An 18636-nucleotide genomic window follows, 5' to 3' on the forward strand; every position below is an offset into this window, starting at 1 on the left:
CATTTTTATCAGTATGAATTAAATGTTTACTTTAAGTTAACTTTTGCATGAATTGTAAATACTAAAATTCAAGTTGAATTAACATCGGAAAATGGTTTAGACTAGAACACCACCTTATTAGAAAAGTACAATTATTGATCTTTAATAAAATTAATTGCTTCTTCAATCATTCTGTCTTTTCCTCCAGCCAAGTCAGCGGAATCTAATTCTACTGCTATTTCAGGTTTTACACCAAATTCAATGTTGTTTCCATTTGCATCTAAAGTTCGAGTAGAAGAAAACCTGTATCGCCAACCATTTGGTAGTTCATTGTTGATAGGTAGACCGCCACCACCACCAGTTTGGTCACCCATAATTGTGACATTTGGTAAGAAGCTCATCATACTAGCAAAGAAATTTGCCGAACTATAACTGCTTCTATTCACCAAAACTACAATTGGCTTATCAAATTTATACTCCTCATCACCTTCAAATTCAAGGAACTTTTCTTCCGCTTGGGAAAATTCGTCATGTTCTGGACCTATTTTATAAAACCAATCGGCAACTTTTATTTTTTCATCTGCAAATCGATTGGCTATTGTAAAGGCATTACTGATACTGCCACCGCCATTATTTCTCACATCAATTATTAAGCCTGCCACCGGTCCTTTTAAACTATTGAGTTCAAAACTTCCTTCCCGCTCATTGATTAAAAATTTAAATACTAAATAATCCATTAAGGAGGTACTTACATTATCAGAAAAGCTTTCATAATACATATAACCAACCGAGTCGATGATAGTATTATGGATCGGACCCGATATTTGATAATCTTTACTTGGTACTAAATAGTTTCTTTCAATCACATCAAAATTAAAATTCGAAGGATACTTTAAAAACCAATCCCAATTTCTTGATAAGTCAATTCCTGCTGATATATTGACATGCCCGTCTTTCAGTATAAACAACATGTCAGCCAGCACATTAAATAGCTCTATGCTATTCCTTGCTTTTACGGCTTTTGGTCTAAAAACATCTCTGGCGGAATCCCAATCAATACTCTTATCTATGAAAAAGGAGTATTTTTCATCTACAGTTTCCCATAAATGATCAAAAATCACGGCATTCTCTGGTTCTGTTTCCTCTTTCATAAAAAGTCTTTCACAAGAAGAAAAACCTAGAGATATGATCAGTAATATGAGAATATGTTTTTGTTTCATATTTTAAAGAATGTACTAATCATGATTGAATGTTCCCCAGTCTTGATAGGGTTCTGTGCTTTATAGCTTTCATAACTCCACAAATAATCCAACCTTAAGCCATTTCCATTTTTAAAAGGATAATACAAATAATATTGAGTAGACCATTTAAAATAATTGCCAAAACTTATGATTTCCCCGTCACGCACATAATCAAAAAATCCGATTTCCTCTTTATTGACAGAGGCTGGAAAACGAGTAGAAGCAAATAATGGGCGTGTTGCATACGTAAGCAGGGGAACACTATAGAATAAACCCAATTCAAAATTTCTATCCCAAAGTTCAAATGGTCTTGCCAGCATAAGGGCAGGAGCCACAGAAAATCGGGTTTCAATATGTTGGCTGTTGTTCGTAAAACTAAGATGTTGCCTTAGAGCCCATTTGGCTGAAAGATCCAATCCTGACCTTATTTTCCAACTTTTATTGGCGTCATCTGACAATTTCCAGTATCGCTGATAATGTCCTTCTAATCGATAGGTATACATTTCAGCATTGCTAATGCTGCTGGAAGGATTATTGAAATCAAACTTTGCAGAAGAGGTATTTATACTATTTTCTTTTTCTTGAAAATGCCCCAAAATCACATTTCCTCCAATGCCTTTATAAAGTAGAGGGGAAATGCCTTCATCAATCACATTGACATAACTCCCTCCAATCCCTGTTATAAAATGCGTTTGTTTTACCTGCCCCAAACTTGGATGGCAAAAAACGAAAGTAGCAAAGGCGAGGGAGATTATGTATAGTTTATTCAAAGTCAACAATTACTTGGTTTCTTAATAGGTCATCTAAAGACTCTCTTTTCCGAACGAGTTGGTCTTTACCCTCATGTACTAAAACTTCTGCCGGTCTATATCGAGAATTATAGTTAGAAGCCATTGAAAAGCCATAAGCACCAGCATTTTTGATGGCTATTATATCGCCTTGTTTAACTTCTGATAGTCTTCTGTCTGTTCCAAAAGTATCGGTTTCACAAATATAGCCCACTACCGTATAAACCCGCTGTGTATCCGATGGATTTGAGATGTTTTCGATATGATGGTAAGCATCATACATCATGGGGCGCAATAAATGGTTCATTCCTGTATCTAACCCAACAAAGACAGTAGCAGGTGTGGTTTTTATCACATTTACTTTAGATAGAAAATATCCTGCTTCTGAAACCAGAAACTTCCCTGGTTCGAACCATAGTTCTAGATCTTTTCCTCTACTTTTGCAGAATGCCTTAAACCTCTTGCTTACTTCTTTCCCAAGTTCTTCTATGTCTGTAGTGACATCGCCTTCTTTATAGGCTACTTTAAAGCCACTACCAAAATCTATGAAATCTATATTAGGGAAATCTTCAGCTGCTTCAAAAATAATTTCTGTGCCTCTTAAAAAAACTTCAGAATCTAAAATGTCAGAACCTGTATGAATGTGTAATCCCACAACATTGATATTGTAGTTTTCAATAACTCTCAACAAATGACGCATTTGCAATATGGAGATACCAAATTTTGAATCAATGTGACCAGTAGAGATTTTAGAATTTCCACCTGCCATGATATGAGGGTTCAACCGAATGCAAACCGGAACTGTATCGTGGTATCGATGACCAAATTGCTCTAAAATGGAAATATTGTCGATGTTAATCATCAATCCTAAATCCACAGCCTCTATAATTTCATCTATGGAAACACAATTAGGTGTGTACAATATATCTTTAGGCTCGAAACCAGCTTTTAGTCCCAAATAAGCCTCTTGAATAGAAACAACATCTAATCCAGTACCATGTTTCTTCATCCATTTCAACACAGAAACATTACTTAAGGCCTTGGTAGCATATTTAAGCTTTAAATTAATACCTGAAAAGGCATCATTAAGTCTCTTAATTTGAGATGCAATTTTGTCTGCATCATAAACATATAAAGGGGTGCCGTATTTTTTGGCAAGTGATGTTAAAACTGTATTCTCCACTGAATGAAATTTAGTATATAATTGATTCTAAAGTAACTCTTTCAAATGCTGATTTTATCGTAAAATTGTTCCAAATCTTCGGGTTTACCAAATACAAAAATGGTATCTCCTTTTTTTGGAGTGGTTTCCGGTCCAATTTGGGTAGTTAAATCACCCTCTCTTTTCAAACCTATCACTGTAACACCGAATTTATGGCGAATGTTAGTTTCTGCTATCGGTTTATCGGTGATTTCATTGTGGTCTTTTTCAATTTCATAGCAAGCGGTCGTTAAATTTGGAAATTCCTCCGTCAGTTTTTGCATTGGACTCCTTTTGAGAACACCTCTGAGCATTTCATAATTATCTGCTCGTACATTACGGACAAACTCTTTGATTTTTTTCTGGGGGATAAAATATTGATTCAACACCCTGGTGAAAATTTCAACCGAAGTTTCAAATTCCTCTGGTATAACTTCATCTGCTCCTAAGCGAAGATTCTCTTCGGTTTCAGCTATGAATCTAGTTCTCACTATTATATGAATAGTATTGCTAATCGTTCTGATTTGAGTGACAATTCTCTTAGTTGCCAGGGGATCTGAAATAGCAATAACCACTACTTTTGCTTTATAAACGCCAAGACCTTTTAAAACTTCAGGCTGAATAGCATCTCCGTAGTGAATCGGTTCTCCCAATGCTTTATATTTTTTGATCGTATCAGGATTCATTTCACAAATGACATAAGGAATGCCTGCACTTTTAGCTGCTTTAGCCACGTTCTGACCATTCAGTCCAAATCCTATAATCACAATATGTTTATCTAGCTCTTCCTCTGGTATTTCAGCACCTTCTTCAGGGGCTTCGGGAAAAGAGAAGAACATTCTTTGTGTCTTATTACCAATTGCAGAAGCCAATCTACTAGCGGCTAACTTATCTGCCAATTTTGGAGAAATACTCATCATAAAGGGAGTAATTCCCATGGTGAAAAGTGAAACTGATAAGAAATATTGATAGGTCAAATCTGAAATTACAGCATATGTAATTCCTACTGTGGATAAAATGAATGCAAATTCACCTACTTGAAAGATTGAAAAGCCAATTCTGTAGGAAGTTCTCCCTGGATACCCTAAAAAAGCTCCAGCGAGTGTAGCAATTAATGACTTTCCAATTACGGTAGCTACCATCAATCCAATTATGATGAGGAAATGATCTGCTACAAAAAAGATATCCAAAAGCATCCCTATTGACACAAAAAAGAAGGAGGTGAATAGCTCATGAAAAGGTAAGATATTGCTTGCTGCCTGGTGACTATATTCTGATTCAGATACAATAAGTCCAGCTAAGAAGGCACCGAGTGCAAGAGATAGTCCTAAAGCAGAACTCAGCCATGCTATGGAAAAACAGATTAATACGATTACGAGTATGAACAGCTCCTTACTTCTGGTTTTAGCAATTTGATAAAACAGCCATGGCACGATATATCTTGCACTTACTAAAACGAATGCAATTAGTAATGCTGCCTTTAGCACCATCATGAGGATTTCCATCCAGATGTTTTGAGATTCCCCAGCCAAAAGGGGAGTAAATAACATCATTGGGACTACTATGATATCCTGGAAAATCAATATAGCCAAAATGGTTTTCCCATGTGGAGTAGTAGTTTCTCCTTTATCTTGAATGATTTTGAGTACAATAGCCGTACTACTCAGTGAGAAAAGAAAGCCAAGAAAAATAGCGGCACTCAAATCAAATCCTGTATTGAGTGCAATAAGCATTACCAGCAAAATAGTACCCACCACTTGCACTGTTCCGCCTATGAATACGGCACGTTTGATGGAGATTAAGCTTTTGATAGAAAACTCAATTCCAATAATAAATAACAAGAGGATTACACCTATTTCTGCAAATACTTTTACGCCTTCCGTGGCATCAATCAACTGGAAGCCATAAGGCCCAGCTATTATACCCGTGATTAAGAACCCGATGATTGGCGGCACTTTTAGTTTTCGGAAGAGAAGAATTACAAAAATAGAAAGTCCTAAAATGACTACGATGTCACTTAAAATAGGAATATCTACACTGGCAGCTAAAATCATAGGATCTTTAATTTAACCTCAAAAATAATCATATATACTAAACTTTTCAGTTGAATGCCCAACTCAATTATAAATTATTTGTCTTTTATCCTCCATGATAAATACGGTGGAGAAAAATTCAGTTATGATTTTTACGGATTCATCATGAAAATCATCGTCTTGAGTCAGTATTTTTATTTAAGAAAGAATACTCGCCTTTAATTTGCTAACATAAATCAACAGAAATTATGCGAGCTATGAGAAAAATAATTATCACCACGATATTATCCATGACCATATTCATTGGATTTGGTCAAGATGAAAATACAGAAGCAGAACTTTCGCAAAATGTAAGGGGAACCATTGTCGATAAGGTGACTCAATCCCCGCTACCGGGCGCTAGTATCAAAATTATTGATAGTGATCCACTGATTGGTACCACCACAAATGTAAATGGTCAATTTTTGCTTAAAGATATTGCTATTGGGAGAATTAGCCTAAAAGTATCCTACATCGGATATGAAAGCATTTTTATCAATCAGCTGCAAGTTACCAGCGGAAAGGAAGTTGTATTAGATTTAGAATTGCAAGAAAGCATTGAGCAATTGTCAGAAGTAACGGTTAAGGCTAAGCAAAACCCTCAGAATGCTTCTAACGATTTGGCTTTAGTAAGTGCCAGAGGATTTGATATGGAGGAAACCAACCGTTATGCAGGGGCAAGAAATGACCCTGCGCGGATGGCGCAAAACTTTGCGGGTGTTAGCGGAGCCAATGATTCTAGAAACGATATCATCATCAGGGGAAATTCTCCAAGTGGTGTTCTGTGGAGATTAGAAGGAATCGACATTCCTAATCCCAATCACTTTGGTGCTTTGGGAACTACAGGCGGACCTGTCAGTATTCTTAATAATAACCTTTTAGCGAAAAGTGATTTTATGACTAGTGCATTTCCAGCGGAATATGGAAATGCCACGGCTGGTGTATTTGACTTGAAAATGAGAAAAGGTAATTCATTTAAGCGAGAACATATTTTTCAGGTAGGTTTTAACGGCTTCGAATTGGGAACAGAAGGCCCCATCGGAAAAGAAGGCGGAGCATCTTATTTATTAAATTACAGATATTCCACCTTAGCTTTGATGGATGATGTTGGTTTATCGCCCGGAACTGGAAATGCAGTCCCATTTTATCAGGATTTTTCTGCCAAAGTAGATGTGCCAACCGAAAAACTGGGAAAATTTAGCTTGTTCGCTATCGCAGGTAAAAGTAATATTGATTTGCTAGGATCGGAAACCGACTCTACAGAAACTGATTTGTATTCTGAAGTATCTCAAAATATATATAATTCTGCTAAAATGGGAGTAGTAGGACTTTCCAATACGCAATATTATAATGAAGATGCATACGGAATCATCAGCCTTTCTGCTGACTACACTTATACTGGCAATATTGTGGATTCATTAAGTACTGAGAATAGAAATCCGCAGCCGTTTTACAGAAGTAATTATGGATTGACCAAATACAGAGCGCAGTATCATTTTCATCAGAAGATTAATGCAAAAAACAACTACGTGGCAGGTTTCAACTATGATGTTTTATCTTTCAACTTACAAGATAGTATTTATAGAGCCGCGAGCGATGATTTCAGAGAACTGAGAGATGAACAAGGTGTTTCGGGACTAGCTCAAGGATTTTTTCAATGGCAGTTAAGGCTAAGCGAAAAACTGGAAGCAACAGCCGGATTACACTATCAATATTTTGCTTTTAATGGCGCTCAACAACTGGAGCCACGATTAGGGGTGAACTATCAAATGAACAACCGCAATAGCTTGAAACTGGGTTATGGTTTACATAGTCAACTTCAAGCGATGCCGATTTATTTCCTTGAATCGGAAAGGAACGGAGATAAAATCAGAACAAATGAAAATTTAGATTTCACAAAATCACATCATTTTGTTGCAGGCTTCAATCATCAGTTTAATAAGAATTTCAAATTGAGAACGGAAGCTTATTATCAGCATCTCTATGACGTGGCAGTGGAAAGAAATAGCAGTTCTTTTTCAATGCTAAATGCAGGAGCAGATTTTGGCGTTCCTGATGTGGATAGCTTAGTCAATACTGGAATAGGTCACAATTATGGGTTAGAATTGACCTTGGAAAAAAGCTTTAGTAATAATTACTATTTCTTAGTTACCGCATCAATTTTTGAGTCAAAATATCAAGGAAGTGATGAGGAATGGAGAAATACAGCCTTTAATAGTGAGTACGTATTCAATGGATTATTTGGAAGAGAATTTGAATTGGGTTCTAAGAACCGGGTGTTGGCATTGGATATTAAAAGTACTTATGCAGGCGGACAATATGTAACGCCTATTGATTTAGCAGCTTCAAGACAAGCAAAAGAGGCTGTTTATGATACTAAAAATGCCTATTCGATGAAAAATCCGGACTATTTCAGAACTGATTTTAAAATTAGTTTCAGAATGAATAGTAAACAATTGACCCATGAATGGGCGCTGGATATTCAAAATGTATTCAATACGCAAAATCTATTCAGAAGAATCTATAATCCTGTAACGGAAGAAATAGTAAGAAATAACCAATTAGGAATCTACCCAATTCCGCAATATAGGTTAACTTTTTAACAAGATGTTCAGCACTAAAACACCCCTATAATCCCCTCGAGGGGATAGTCCTCACAGATTAAAATTAGAAGTAAATCCGTGTGACTCCCCCCTTGAGGGGGGCGAAGGGGGGTGTTAATTTTGGCAGAGTGCTTTTTAAGAACATCGTTAGCAGAAAAAATATCTTTAATAAAAAAAATCAAATTATGTCAAAAATCCAAAATTTGGAAGGAATCATGAGAAAGAAATGGAATAATCTAAGCAAATTAGAAGTAGCAATTTTTAAGATAATCATTATACTGCTATTAGGACTATTCATTTTTACAATGGGCATAGAAGCAGGAAATACAATTTATAAAGCCATTAATTAAGGTTGAAAATGAAAATTAGGGAGCCATACGATCGATATTTAATGATGCTGGGATTAGCGACTGTCTTAACAGCCACTAATCCCAAAGGCTCTTTTTGGACAGTATTTGTCATCACCCTTCTCTTTACTTTTGCCTATTGGGAAGGCAATTATCATATAGTAAGTTGGGTAAGAACAAAATTTCCTGCATTGAAAGACACCAAAAAGAGGATATCTACCCAAATAACCTGGTCTTTTTTGTACACAATTGCCGTTGCTAGCTTTTTGGTTGTTTTACTACACTTTTTAGGATTTGTGCCCTATTCAGCGAAGTATCACCTATTCAACCTGGCACTTGGATTGGGGATTACCGTGATCATATCCATCATTTACGAAACGATTTGCTATTTCCAACTTTGGAAAGAGGCACTTTTAGAAAGTGAAAGATTGAAGAAAGTAGAAGCTCGATTGCAGTATGAGAGTCTTAAAAATCAAGTCAATCCGCATTTTCTATTCAATAGTTTAAATACGCTATCATCTTTGATTTCGGTCAATCCTGAGAAAGCAGAATTGTTTGTGCAGGAGTTTTCCAAAATATATAGATATGTGCTGGAAGTAAGGGAAAAAAGTTTTGTGCCGCTTAAAAATGAAATCGACTTCGTGGATTCTTATATTTATCTACAGAAAATCCGATTCGATGATAATTTATACTTTGAAAACAGTATTAAAACCGAATTAGATGACTTATTTATTCCACCCTTAATCCTTCAAAATTTAGTGGAGAATTGTATAAAGCATAATACTATTAATGAGAATAATCCACTCAAGATTGAATTGAAGTTGGAAAAGGGCATACTAAAAGTAGTGAATAATTTACAGCAACGAAGTGAGGATTACCCTTCAACGAAAACGGGCTTATATAATATCGAACAAAGATTTAAACTACTCAACGGTGAAGCGCCAAAATTTTATAAAGATAATGGGCATTTCATAGCAGAAATTAAACTTCAAACCCTAAGTACGGGGAATTAAAAATGGAAAGGATTTATGACATATTGTTGGTTATTCATATTGCAGCAGGGTTTGCAGGTTTGTTAAGTGGCCTGCTCAATATGAGTATGAAAAAGGGAGGCAAAACGCACCGAATTGTAGGTAAATTCTTTGTGGGCGGGATGATGACTTCTTCGATTATTGCACTAATCATGGCCAGTATCAAAATCAATTATTTTTTGTTTGTGGTAGGAATCTTTACGATATACCTCGTGGGTACAGGCAACCGCTATATTTATTTAAAGATGTTAGGCAACTCTCAAAAACCAAAAATGATAGATTGGCTATTGACAATAGGAATGTTTTTAATGGGAATAGCTTTTATCATGCTTGGCGTTATTCTGTTAAAAGACCAGAATAATTCTTTTGGGATCGTCCCAATTGTTTTTGCTTTTGTGGGATTTGGAAGTGTGCGTGAGGATATTTTAAATTATAAAGGAAGGATAAAATCACCAAAATTTTGGCTTAAAGCCCATATTTCTCGTATGTCCGGAGGCTTTATTGCGGCTTCAACCGCATTTTTGGCAGTGAACGCAGCTAAAATACCTTTGGAAATTCCAACATTTGTGTATTGGTTGCTTCCGACCATTTTGATTACGCCATTGATTTCTATGTGGCAAAGAAAATTAAGAGCAAAGAGATGAATGCAGTAATTATTGAAGATGAAAAATTAGCCGCTCAAAAGCTTCAAAAAATGCTTGCTAGAATTCAACCTGGTTTGAAGATAGTAAAAGTGATGGGGAGCATTGAGGAAGCAGTGGATTTTTTTCAAAATGAGCATGATGTAGAATTAGTGTTTTTAGATATTCACCTTTCAGATGGCAGTAGCTTTAATATTTTTGATAAGATTGAAATAAAAGCACCTATCATTTTCACTACTGCCTATGACGAATATGCCCTTAAGGCATTTAAGGTTAATAGCATTGATTATCTTTTAAAGCCTATAGCCGAAACTGATTTATTGAAAGCTTTGGATAAGTTAAAAAACATCACTGAGAAGGAAGAGAAAGTAAATGTGGAAAAATTTCTGTCTGCCTTTAAAGAAAACAAACCAGCCTTCAAGCAGCGGTTTTTAGTTTCTTACGGAAGCCAGATCAAATCAATAAAAGCAGAGGAAACAGCATATTTTTATGCAGACAATAAAATGGTGTTTCTGGTTAGTCATTCTGGTCATAAATATGTTACAAATGACACTTTGGATCACTTAGAACATTCTCTTGACCCCATGGAATTTTTTCGAGTCAACCGAACATTCATGATAGGAATCAATTCAATTAAACAAATGCACACCTATTCTCGAAGTCGCATCAAAATCGATTTACTTCCAGAATGTGAGAAGGAATGTATAGTCAGCACAGAGAAATGCGGTGGTTTTAAAGAATGGTTAGGTAAATGAAAGCTATTTTGTCATTTCAAGCAAAATAGCTTTCCAAGTTATGCAGTCATTCCCCCGTCAACAGGATTAACTGTTCCTGTAATAAAGCTACTATCATCACCTCCTAAAAACAACATCAGTTTTGCTACATCCTCGTTTGTAGCATAGCGCTGCAAAGGGATGCTTTGCTCAAATCCTTTTTTAGCTTCTGCTCCTGCACCGGGTGCAAAGCCTTCTTCCAAAGAACGCATCATTCTATTATCGACTGGAGATGGGTTTACAGTATTCACCCTGATTTTATGTGGAGCTCCTTCCAAAGCAGCAGATTTCATCATGCCAATTACTGCATGTTTGCTAGTTACATAAGGTAAAACATTGGGTGTTCCCATTAATCCCGCTACTGAAGAGGTGATGATAATACTTCCGCCATCTTTATTTTTCTTCATAACTGGAAATACATGTCTTAATCCATAATAAACACCTTTAATATTGACATTTACTAATTGATCAAAGACGTCTAAAGGATAATCATCTAGTGGCGATACCTTTCCTTCAATTCCTGCATTATTATAGAAAACATCTATGCCTCCCATCTTGTCTACAGCATATTGAACATATTTTGCGACTTCAGTTTCTTTAGTTACATCAGCTCTAAAGGTAAAAAGTTGCTCTGAAGCTAATTCAGATTTAGCTGTTTGTAAATCCTCATCCTTGAGGTCGGTAATCAAAACTTTGGCTCCTTGGCCTAATAAAGCTTTAGCAAGTGCCTTACCAATTGCCCCACTACCTCCAGTAATTACTACTCGTTTGTTTTTCATGTCTATTGAGTTAGGTTCTAATAATCAAAACGTTAGGATAGCAATGGAGTTGGTGAGCTTAGTTACATTTGGAAATGATTTATATCATGCTTTTTGAATCTAAATAACATTTGACGATAGCTATTGAGCTAAGATTTTATTTACTTAATTTTGTATTAGTAATTTCTATAAAGTCTATAGCAATACATTCTTATCCAATCTATGCAGGATTCCTACTTCATAAAGTTCAAAACTGACACATCTGAATACTCACTACCTGAGAAATTTACATTCCCTTTTTCATATGAACCTCACCCGCTCACTGAATTAGCAGCAAATGAATTGCAAGAAAATCTGAAAGCTGCTAATATTAAAAATGAAATAAGTGGCAAAATGTATGGCGTATTAGTGGTTCAAAATCAATCCGGTGAATTAGGATACTTAACATCCTTCTCAGGACAGGATTATGATGGTGATCCACCTGTCAATTTTGTTCCTCCCATTTATGATCGGTTGGAATTAAAAGGATTTTATAAGAAAGGCGAAGAAGAACTGGTGAAAATCAACCGAAAAATCAAACAACTTGAGGAAGACCGAAATTTCAATAAATTGATGGCGGAGCTTAAAGAGCAAAGTAAAAAATCAAATTTGGAATTAAAATCCGCACAAGAAAAAAAACAAATGGCTAAGGCTTTAAGAAAGGAAAAACGAGAGGAAGGCATGGTCAATCTTAGCCCTGAAGCTTTTGATAAATTGGATGAACAGCTGCGAAAAGAAAGCATCAATGAAGATTACAACTACAAGAAATTAAATAAAGGGTGGAAAAAGAAAATTGCTTCCATACAATCCAAAGTAGCGGTTTATGAATCTCAAATTCAGCGATTAAAGAAAGAACGAAAGCAGAGATCCATCAAATTGCAAAAGCAGATTTTTGATCAATATCAATTTTTAAATGTAAAAGGGCAAAGAAAAGGCTTGGAAGAAATTTTTGAACCGCTTGTTTATCCTCCTTCTGGTGCAGGAGATTGTGCATTACCCAAATTGCTGCAATACGCCTTTGTAAGTCAATATAAGCCAATTGCCATGGGAGAATTTTGGTGGGGAAAAGCACCAAAATCAGAATTACGTAAAGAAGGTAGGTTTTATCCTGCTTGCAGCGGAAAGTGCAAACCTATTTTAGGTCACATGTTAAAGGGCTTAAATCTAGAAGACGATCCTTTGCTACAATACACAGCTGAGGACAAAGTGATTGAAAAACTTTATGAAGATGAGCAAATAGTAGTAATAGTGAAGCCAGCAGGATTGCTTAGCATTCCATCGAAAGAGATAAAAGATTCTGTATTAACTAGAATGCAGAAAACATATCCTAAAGCTACGGGTCCGTTATTAGCGCATAGATTGGATAAAATGACCTCTGGAATAATGCTGATTAGCAAGGATTTGGATAGTCATAAATTTTTGCAAAAGCAATTCATGGATAAAACCATTCAAAAAAGGTATTGTGCTGTATTGGAGGGAACGTTGGATAAAAGTGAAGGAGAAGTAAATTTGCCATTAGCGGTGGATGAAGACAATCGACCTATGCAGAAGGTAGATTTTGAATCAGGAAGAAAGGCATTAACCAAATGGAGGCTTATCAGTAACAATGATAAAAAAAGCATGGTGACTTTTATCCCTGTCACGGGAAGAACACACCAATTAAGAGTTCATGCTGCCCATCCAAAAGGTTTGGATGCTCCTATCATTGGAGATACGCTTTATGGAAATAAAGCTGAAAGATTGATGTTACATGCAGAATATATTCAGTTCAAACATCCTCAAAATGGTAGAATTATGCAATTTGAAAACATGGCATCTTTTGGTATTTAGTCAAAAATAAACCCACAAGATTTGAAATCTTGTGGGCTTAATGTAAATAGAATATTTACCATTCTACTCAATTAGAACCTTAATTTGAGTACTTTGACTTCCTGTAGTAACTCTAACCAAATAAAGCCCTTCAATCGCCTTCTTTAGATCTATTTCTTGGACTTCTTGAGTACTAACTTTATTAAACTTCTCTGAAAATATTCTTCGGCCATTTAAACTGTAAACTTCTACATTATAGTCGCCTAAATATTCATTTTCAAAAGAGATATTTAATGCTCTATTTTTATTTAATGGGTTAGGAAAAGCAGAAAAGCTTCTGGCTAATGGGGAATCATTAGAGGTGATGATATTATCCACATTTGAAAAACCAACACAATTTTCAACAAGAACCGCAACATAATATTGACCATCTTCAATTGCCAAATATGTTTGTTCTGTTGCATCAGGTATTGAATCCCCATTTAAAAACCATTGATAGCTTTCGCCTTCACTTGCAGTTAGTAATACAGTAAAATCATTACTTCTTTCCCCTATTGATATAGAAGGAAAATGATTTAATCCAATATTAATAAACTCCTCTTTTGTCTCCGTTACAAATGCTCCATTCAAGTCCTCTGCAGTCAAAGTAACATCATAACTTCCAGCAGTGCTAAATTTAATTTCATGAGGGCCAGTGCCACTTGCAAATTGTGGTTCAGCACCTTCACCAAAATCCCATTGCAAATCTTTTATAGACCCCAAAGATTCATTACTAAATACTATTGTAGCTCCTTCACAGGCATACTCAACTTCAGCACTAAAATCAGGTATTGCTGGCCCAGCAAGTGGCCCCAATATTTCAAAATTGTCAATTGCCATTCCGGCATCTACTTCAGCCGCATCTGTTAGAAACTTAATTCTAAAACTAACCCTTTCAGCACCTGCTAGGAAAGACACATCAGTAAATTTTTTCACAAATTCATTTTCTGTATTTCCACTAAAAATCGGAACTTCATTACCAAATACAGACTGCGGATCACTTATTTGAGTGTACCAATTATCTTCAAGTTCATCTTTAAGTTTAATCCAATTTTCTCCTCTATCAACTGTATATTCAACAATAAAACCATCCCAATTGTCTTCAAACTGATAATTAGTTTCAAAAGAAAATTGATAATCTCCTAAGCTTTTAAAGTCAAATTCTGGTGTATAGATATAGGCTTCAGAATTGTTTTCATATAATTCTGCATCAGGTGCAGTAACAAAAGCGAAATCACCACTTGCCGTACCTGCCTTTCCAGTTATTTCGCTTCGGCCAAGTACAAAACCAGTTCCGGATACGTTTTGAATGCTAAAATCTACTTCAGCCTGTTCTAAGTTACCACCATCTTCCAACTGATAAGGAACCTGTCGAGTTGGAATAATTTTAATTAAATTTTCCTTTACAACAGTAGCATTACCCGCATCACTAGTTATTGTCAAACTAACATCATAAACCCCACCGCTAGCATAGCTATGGCTAGGATTCTCTTGATTTGAGGTGTTGCCGTCTCCAAAATCCCAACTATATGAAGTTGCTCCTGCTGAAATATATTCGAAATTGATTTGATCCCCCGTGTAATTCAATGCGGTAGAAGTACTAATAAAATCAGCTGTAGGATCAGAACTTAAAATTTCAAAATCATCCACTAATACGCCATCAGCTTCATATCCTGCCTCAGGGAAATCTTGTACTACATAAAATACTAATCTGAAATTCACATTTTGATTACCCCCCAAAAAGCTGACATTATATTTAGCGTTTAAAGGAAGCAATGTAGTATCTCCATTGTTTACTTCATAAGTTTGTTCAATCCAACCAGAATTGTCATTTATAGAAAAAACGCTCGGGGAATTTTCTCTGAAATTATACCAGTTTTCTGCTCTTGGGTCATCTTGAGTTCCTAATACTTCCCACGTTTGACCCCTGTCCAAAGAAAACTCCATTTGAAGCCCAAAAGGCCCCTGATTGAAGAAGCCGTTCGTTGTAGTGGCATTGGCCATCATAAAATTAAAGCTTAATTCTATGTTTTCATTTTCTGAACTAAAATCAAATGTTGGCGAAACCAAAGCACTACTTGAGTTTAAGTCTGCAAATCCAATATCTTCAGATAGCTTCGTTTTCCATACGTTATTACCTGAAATGGCTGAATTTAAAACATTACCTGGTTGGCCGTATTCCCAATGGTTCTCATTACCATTTATTATGATGGATTGCCAATCAGACGCATTTGTTTCGAAATCACCACCCTCAGCAAGTGTATAAGGCAACGACTTGTCTTGTAGTGCTACAATATTTACAGTATAAAATTTGTTCGGTGCATCTGCTGGTGCTGTATAGTTTCGGCCAGTTCCATCTTCAACTCCCTGAAAATAGTATTTGATAGTAGAAGTTTCACCAGGGTTAGGAATACTTGCTGTAAAATCTTTCCCATTTCCTGTATCAGTCATCACTATATTATTACTTGACTGAAAATCATCAAGTGAATAAACTAGCTCGGGAACTTTTTCATTGAATGTAGTATCAGAAAAAACAGATAAATCCACTACAAAATCATCGTTGATATTCTCAGTGATTTGGTTTCCATTTTGATGCTGCATATAGGTATGAATCCAACCCATATCAGCAAAAAGTTCATAAGTGATTCCAGGAGCATGAATAGCTTCACCTGCACCAAATTGAGGAGACATTAGAGAATTTTCATTTCCTGGACCATATTCATTTTCATCCAAGTGAGAATAGCTGGAACCACCATTCCATGTGGATGGAGTATATAATTTTGGCTCTTCTCCTAATTGGTTCACGGAGATAGGCCCATTAAAAAACAAATTGTTGCTTGTTAGAGCATCACCAGTTTCTTCCGAATTATCAGGTAAATCTATTATAGGAGTTCCATCTCCTAGATTTACAAATTCTGTATAAATTGAGGTTTTGCCAGTTTCGCCAGCAGACCACGATCCCTGTGAATTTTCATAGGAGGCCAAACCTATAAATCCTAATCCGTGGCCTAGTTCATGCAAGACGATAGATACAAAATCATATTGTCCAGCAGGAGGATTTCCATCCGTGCCTAAATAAAAATTGAAATCACTATTGAAATTTGAATTGATGTCAGGATTGCCAGGCTTATTCAAATCTTTTCCTGCAATTTTTTCGGCTAGCGCTATTGGATAAAATGTGTTTTGAACAGGCGCCCCGTCAAAATCTCTAACGAAATCTGATGGTCCAGCAGAACCTAAAACCCCTTGACCTAGTGGCACATAGTTAGCATTTACATGAATTGTCACAGGCGATTTAAGAATTGATGCCCATATATCAACTGCATATTGATATGCTACTTTAGCTTCTTCACTAAAGCCATTGTAATTAACAATTATATTAGCAGTGCTTTCGGTGCTTTGATTAGTAACACCTCGAGCAGCTAGTGCCTGAAATTTTTCCGGTGGTGGAACAAAAGTATCGTAAGAATTGTGATCAACTGGACAAATTACAGGATCAAATTTTTTAAATACTTGGGCGTTTACCGCATTAAATCCAAGAAATATAATGCAAATAGCTAAGGTAAATGTTTTTTTCATAATGTAATTTTTAATTAATTTGACTAAAATTAAACATCTTATTTCGTAATTGTAACTTATTAAAAAAATTTCTTGTATGAATAAGATGTCGTTTATAAACCATATGGATATGTATAAATTCTCGTTATTTTTTGTAGTCCCACTCTTTATATTATTATTAATTGCTTGTAAAAGCAACAAAAGCATGAGTTCACAACAAGCAGAGGAGATATTTAGTTTAAACACTACTGCTTGCATGGGGCCATGCCCTGTGTTTGAATTATCGCTTTATGGTGATCAAAAATTAGTTTTTAATGGTAAGGAAAACACAAAAATCAAAGGGAAGAAAGAAGTAAAATTGGACGATGAGCAATTTGAAGCACTTCTAGGTATAATACAAACTGCCGACTGGGCGAATTTAAAAGAAGAATACAAATCTACTATGCAGGATTTACCTACTCAAAACTTCACCTACAACAATAACGGTGTTGTAAAGCAGGTATCAAGGTATGGCGGTGGCCCTGCTTCGATTTCTAATATGAGTGATACTATTTTGACATTTGTGGAAGAGCAAGTCTTTGCAAACTGATTCTATTTTTCGTTAGTTAAATATTCCCGAGGGATTTTCTCATCATCTGATTCATTGCTCCAAAAAACGGATATGATATACCATCGGTCTTTTCCTCTGAGCAATTGAATGCTATTGATTCCACGCCTCTCAATAGGGCCGTTTTCTGAGGTTCGTACTGCATAAGTACTGAAACAGTGTGCTATATTTCCAAATGATTCTGTGATTCTGTGTAATTCTTGCTCGTAAAAAGCTGTTCCACCTCGGTTTTTCTGATACATTTCAACATATTCCTGAGGTGTCCAATAATGATAAGTTACCTCCCCGGACTCAATTTTTTGAGTGGGAATCAATTTGGCATCTTCTGAAAACAGATACTCAAATCTATTCCAATCCCTTTCTCTATCGGCAGGTCCAGAAATTACATCAGTTAATGCTGACATAATGGATTCAATAGATTTGACATCCTCATCATATTCTTGGGCGAAATTTGCCTGTGAACTAGATATTGTTAAAATCAGAACCAGAAGCCTTTTAATATTATTCATCTTTTTTATCAATAATTTTTATCAAATCGGTATTGCTCTTTAATACTGTCTGTAATATGTCCAATAAATTGACATAATCCGCAGATAATTTTTTACTAAGTTCTTCCGTGCTTTCATTTGAATTCATTCGCATTTTATGAAAAGCTCTAAAACCATCAACCATTTTCTGGATATCCTTGTTTTGATCTTTTAACCGTTTGACTTTATCCTCTGCATTATGGTTTCCTTTTAAGGCATTAACACGATCTTTTAGTCCTTGAATGGGGAAGTTTTCTTCAAATATTTTAAAGGGATTTCTATCGTGTTTTACTTTTTTGGTAGAATATTGTAAATCTTCATTTACAATTTGGTGAATATCTATGCCAAAATAATCTGCTATATTAACCAAATTTTCAATACTCGGCTGTGCCAACTCCTTTTCATAAGAAGCAATATTACCTCGTTTAAGCCCAACAGCCTCTGCCATAGCGGTTTGGCTTAATCCCTTTTCAGTTCTTAAATACTTTATGTTATTCGATATTTTTGTCATTTGTCAACAATATTAACATTTTTTGAGTAAAAATGTCAATATATGTAACATTTTGTATAAATGAAGGTTAGTATAAGTAGAATTTAATCAATAACCTTTAAATAAATATCAC

Annotated in this window: 16 protein-coding genes; 8 read left to right on the plus strand and 8 right to left on the minus strand. The window is 35.6% G+C overall.

All coding sequences use genetic code 11. From position 1 onward, the window contains the following. Nucleotides 1-131 precede the first annotated feature (131 nt). Genes FTRAC_RS10785 through FTRAC_RS10800 form a run of 4 tightly spaced genes read right to left on the minus strand, consistent with a single transcriptional unit; the run spans nucleotide 132 to nucleotide 5263 of the window. A complete protein-coding gene (locus tag FTRAC_RS10785) occupies nucleotides 132-1199 on the minus strand; it encodes a S41 family peptidase (RefSeq protein ID WP_013454284.1) in 1068 nt (355 codons plus the stop codon). Next, nucleotides 1196-1990, minus strand: a complete 795-nt coding sequence (locus FTRAC_RS10790) for a hypothetical protein (RefSeq protein ID WP_148230071.1) — start codon at nucleotides 1988-1990, stop codon at nucleotides 1196-1198. Before FTRAC_RS10790 ends, FTRAC_RS10785 begins: the two co-directional genes overlap by 4 nt. Continuing rightward, the gene (gene lysA / locus FTRAC_RS10795) at nucleotides 1983-3191 is read right to left on the minus strand and encodes a diaminopimelate decarboxylase (protein WP_013454286.1); all 1209 of its coding nucleotides are present in this window, start codon (nucleotides 3189-3191) and stop codon (nucleotides 1983-1985) included. The genes FTRAC_RS10790 and lysA overlap by 8 nt, the downstream gene beginning before the upstream one ends. 41 nt (nucleotides 3192-3232) lie before the next feature. Next, nucleotides 3233-5263 carry a cation:proton antiporter domain-containing protein gene (locus FTRAC_RS10800; RefSeq protein WP_013454287.1) on the minus strand — a complete coding sequence of 677 codons (2031 nt, stop codon included), beginning with the start codon at nucleotides 5261-5263 and terminating at the stop codon, nucleotides 3233-3235. A gap of 54 nt (nucleotides 5264-5317) precedes the next feature. Between FTRAC_RS10800 and FTRAC_RS19795 the strand changes: the two genes are divergently transcribed. The 6 genes from FTRAC_RS19795 to FTRAC_RS10820 all read left to right on the plus strand — a co-directional run bounded on the left by FTRAC_RS19795 (nucleotide 5318) and on the right by FTRAC_RS10820 (nucleotide 10658). Further along, complete coding sequence (locus tag FTRAC_RS19795) at nucleotides 5318-5464, plus strand: hypothetical protein (protein ID WP_185094394.1); 147 nt, start codon at nucleotides 5318-5320, stop codon at nucleotides 5462-5464. A gap of 35 nt (nucleotides 5465-5499) precedes the next feature. Beyond that, nucleotides 5500-7884, plus strand: a complete 2385-nt coding sequence (locus FTRAC_RS10805; protein WP_185094395.1) for a TonB-dependent receptor — start codon at nucleotides 5500-5502, stop codon at nucleotides 7882-7884. 185 nt (nucleotides 7885-8069) lie between these two features. Beyond that, nucleotides 8070-8234, plus strand: coding sequence for a hypothetical protein (locus tag FTRAC_RS19800; protein ID WP_013454289.1), 165 nt, complete (start codon nucleotides 8070-8072; stop codon nucleotides 8232-8234). Between the two features lie 8 nt (nucleotides 8235-8242). Continuing rightward, nucleotides 8243-9244 (plus strand): sensor histidine kinase, encoded by a 1002-nt coding sequence (locus FTRAC_RS10810; RefSeq protein ID WP_013454290.1) that lies wholly within the window; start codon nucleotides 8243-8245, stop codon nucleotides 9242-9244. 2 nt (nucleotides 9245-9246) lie between these two features. Further along, entirely contained in the window at nucleotides 9247-9906 is a 660-nt protein-coding gene (locus FTRAC_RS10815; RefSeq protein ID WP_013454291.1) for a DUF2306 domain-containing protein, read from the plus strand. Then, a complete protein-coding gene (locus tag FTRAC_RS10820; protein WP_013454292.1) occupies nucleotides 9903-10658 on the plus strand; it encodes a LytR/AlgR family response regulator transcription factor in 756 nt (251 codons plus the stop codon). The genes FTRAC_RS10815 and FTRAC_RS10820 overlap by 4 nt, the downstream gene beginning before the upstream one ends. 38 nt (nucleotides 10659-10696) lie before the next feature. On the opposite strand, the gene FTRAC_RS10825 is transcribed toward FTRAC_RS10820, so the two are convergent. Beyond that, on the minus strand, nucleotides 10697-11455 hold the full coding sequence (locus tag FTRAC_RS10825; RefSeq protein WP_013454293.1) for an SDR family NAD(P)-dependent oxidoreductase: 759 nt from the start codon (nucleotides 11453-11455) through the stop codon (nucleotides 10697-10699). A 201-nt stretch (nucleotides 11456-11656) separates the two neighbouring features. Between FTRAC_RS10825 and FTRAC_RS10830 the strand changes: the two genes are divergently transcribed. Beyond that, the gene (locus FTRAC_RS10830) at nucleotides 11657-13303 is read left to right on the plus strand and encodes an RluA family pseudouridine synthase (protein WP_013454294.1); all 1647 of its coding nucleotides are present in this window, start codon (nucleotides 11657-11659) and stop codon (nucleotides 13301-13303) included. A gap of 63 nt (nucleotides 13304-13366) precedes the next feature. On the opposite strand, the gene FTRAC_RS19290 is transcribed toward FTRAC_RS10830, so the two are convergent. Further along, nucleotides 13367-16900 (minus strand): PKD domain-containing protein, encoded by a 3534-nt coding sequence (locus FTRAC_RS19290; RefSeq protein ID WP_013454295.1) that lies wholly within the window; start codon nucleotides 16898-16900, stop codon nucleotides 13367-13369. Between the two features lie 184 nt (nucleotides 16901-17084). Between FTRAC_RS19290 and FTRAC_RS10840 the strand changes: the two genes are divergently transcribed. After that, nucleotides 17085-17468: a DUF6438 domain-containing protein gene (locus tag FTRAC_RS10840; RefSeq protein WP_041649753.1), complete on the plus strand. Its 384-nt coding sequence runs from the start codon at nucleotides 17085-17087 to the stop codon at nucleotides 17466-17468. Nucleotides 17469-17470: 2 nt separating this feature from the next. Here the strand turns inward: FTRAC_RS10840 and FTRAC_RS10845 are convergent, their stop codons facing one another. Both FTRAC_RS10845 and FTRAC_RS10850 read right to left on the minus strand, forming a co-directional pair. Beyond that, on the minus strand, nucleotides 17471-17995 hold the full coding sequence (locus FTRAC_RS10845; protein ID WP_013454297.1) for a hypothetical protein: 525 nt from the start codon (nucleotides 17993-17995) through the stop codon (nucleotides 17471-17473). Further along, nucleotides 17988-18524, minus strand: a complete 537-nt coding sequence (locus FTRAC_RS10850; protein WP_013454298.1) for a helix-turn-helix domain-containing protein — start codon at nucleotides 18522-18524, stop codon at nucleotides 17988-17990. The genes FTRAC_RS10845 and FTRAC_RS10850 overlap by 8 nt, the downstream gene beginning before the upstream one ends. Nucleotides 18525-18636: the final 112 nt, after the last annotated feature.

This window comes from Marivirga tractuosa DSM 4126, from assembly GCF_000183425.1.
GTDB lineage: Bacteria > Bacteroidota > Bacteroidia > Cytophagales > Cyclobacteriaceae > Marivirga > Marivirga tractuosa.